1 rRNA gene is annotated in these 2760 nt (G+C 49.4%); it reads left to right on the forward strand.

Going from position 1 to position 2760, the window contains the following annotated elements:
* Positions 1-31 precede the first annotated feature (31 nt).
* Positions 32-2760, forward strand: a 23S ribosomal RNA gene (locus B0185_RS08010); the annotation flags it as partial.

The raw sequence follows: 2760 nt of genomic DNA on the forward strand, positions 1-2760 counted from the left end.
AATGTTTAATTGAAAACATTTGAGGTTGTATAGTTAAGTGACTAAGCGTACACGGTGGATGCCTTGGCAATCAGAGGCGATGAAGGACGTGCTAATCTGCGATAAGCTTGGGTGAGCTGATAAGAAGCGTTTAACCCAAGATGTCCGAATGGGGAAACCCAGTAGATGAAGAATCTACTATCACTTGTTGAATACATAGGCAAGTGAAGCAAACCGGGAGAACTGAAACATCTAAGTACCCCGAGGAAAAGAAATCAACCGAGATTCTGTCAGTAGCGGCGAGCGAAAGCGGAAAAGCCTGTTAGTAATAGCAATTTTGTTAGAGGAATGAGCTGGGAAGCTCAATCACAGAGGGTGATAATCCCGTACTCGAAAATATTATTGTGGTACTAAGCTAACGAGAAGTAGGGCGGGACACGAGAAATCCTGTTTGAAGAAGGGGGGACCATCCTCCAAGGCTAAATACTCCTGATTGACCGATAGTGAACCAGTACTGTGAAGGAAAGGCGAAAAGAACCCCAGTGAGGGGAGTGAAATAGAACCTGAAACCGTGTACGTACAAGCAGTGGGAGCAGATTTATTCTGTGACTGCGTACCTTTTGTATAATGGGTCAGCGACTTATATTTTGTAGCAAGGTTAACTGAATAAGGGAGCCGAAGGGAAACCGAGTCTTAACTGGGCGAAGAGTTGCAAGGTATAGACCCGAAACCCGGTGATCTAGCCATGGGCAGGTTGAAGATTGGGTAACACTAATTGGAGGACCGAACCGACTAATGTTGAAAAATTAGCGGATGACTTGTGGCTGGGGGTGAAAGGCCAATCAAACCGGGAGATAGCTGGTTCTCCCCGAAATCTATTTAGGTAGAGCCTTGAGCGGACACCTTCGGGGGTAGAGCACTGTTTCGGCTAGGGGTCCATCCCGGATTACCAACCCGATGCAAACTGCGAATACCGAAGAGTGATACTCAGGAGACACACGGTGGGTGCTAACGTCCATCGTGGAGAGGGAAACAACCCAGACCGCCAGCTAAGGTCCCAAAGTCTATATTAAGTGGGAAACGAAGTGGGAAGGCTTAGACAGCTAGGATGTTGGCTTAGAAGCAGCCATCATTTAAAGAAAGCGTAATAGCTCACTAGTCGAGTCGGCCTGCGCGGAAGATGTAACGGGGCTAAAATATAGCACCGAAGCTGCGGCATCAATGGAAACATTGTTGGGTAGGGGAGCGTTCTGTAAGCGGATGAAGGTGAATCGAGAGGTTTGCTGGACGTATCAGAAGTGCGAATGCTGACATAAGTAACGATAAAACGAGTGAAAAACTCGTTCGCCGGAAGACCAAGGGTTCCTGTCCAACGTTAATCGGGGCAGGGTGAGTCGGCCCCTAAGGCGAGGCTGAAAAGCGTAGTCGATGGGAAACGGGTTAATATTCCCGTACTTGGATAAATTGCGATGTGGGGACGGAGAAGGTTAGGTTAGCAGACTGTTGGATGTCTGTTTAAGGCGGTAGGTGGAGTGCTTAGGAAAATCCGGGCACTCTTAACACCGAGAACTGATGACGAGGTGCTAAGGCACTGAAGTAACTGATACCACGCTTCCAGGAAAAGCCACTAAGCTTCAGATTTATCTAAACCGTACTATAAACCGACACAGGTGGTCAGGTAGAGAATACTCAGGCGCTTGAGAGAACTCGGGTGAAGGAACTAGGCAAAATAGCACCGTAACTTCGGGAGAAGGTGCGCCGGCGTAGATTGTAGAGATTTACTCTCGAAGGTTGAACCGGTCGAAGATACCAGCTGGCTGCAACTGTTTATTAAAAACACAGCACTCTGCAAACACGAAAGTGGACGTATAGGGTGTGATGCCTGCCCGGTGCTGGAAGGTTAATTGATGGTGTTATCGAAAGAGAAGCTCCTGATCGAAGCCCCAGTAAACGGCGGCCGTAACTATAACGGTCCTAAGGTAGCGAAATTCCTTGTCGGGTAAGTTCCGACCTGCACGAATGGCATAATGATGGCCAGGCTGTCTCCACCCGAGACTCAGTGAAATTGAAATCGCCGTGAAGATGCGGTGTACCCGCGGCTAGACGGAAAGACCCCGTGAACCTTTACTATAGCTTGACACTGAACATTGAATTTTGATGTGTAGGATAGGTGGGAGACTTTGAAGTAGGAACGCCAGTTTCTATGGAGTCGACCTTGAAATACCACCCTTTAACGTTTGATGTTCTAACGAAGAGTGGAAACACGCTCTCGGACAGTGTCTGGTGGGTAGTTTGACTGGGGCGGTCTCCTCCCAAAGAGTAACGGAGGAGCACGAAGGTTTGCTAATCACGGTCGGACATCGTGAGGTTAGTGCAATGGTATAAGCAAGCTTAACTGCGAGACAGACAAGTCGAGCAGGTGCGAAAGCAGGTCATAGTGATCCGGTGGTTCTGAATGGAAGGGCCATCGCTCAACGGATAAAAGGTACTCCGGGGATAACAGGCTGATACCGCCCAAGAGTTCATATCGACGGCGGTGTTTGGCACCTCGATGTCGGCTCATCACATCCTGGGGCTGAAGTAGGTCCCAAGGGTATGGCTGTTCGCCATTTAAAGTGGTACGCGAGCTGGGTTTAGAACGTCGTGAGACAGTTCGGTCCCTATCTGCCGTGGGCGTTGGAGAATTGAAAGGGGCTGCTCCTAGTACGAGAGGACCGGAGTGGACGCATCCCTGGTGTTCCGGTTGTGTCGCCAGACGCATTGCCGGGTAGCTACATGCGG

The organism is Haemophilus parahaemolyticus (assembly GCF_002015035.1).
Taxonomy (GTDB): Bacteria; Pseudomonadota; Gammaproteobacteria; order Enterobacterales; family Pasteurellaceae; genus Haemophilus_A; species Haemophilus_A parahaemolyticus.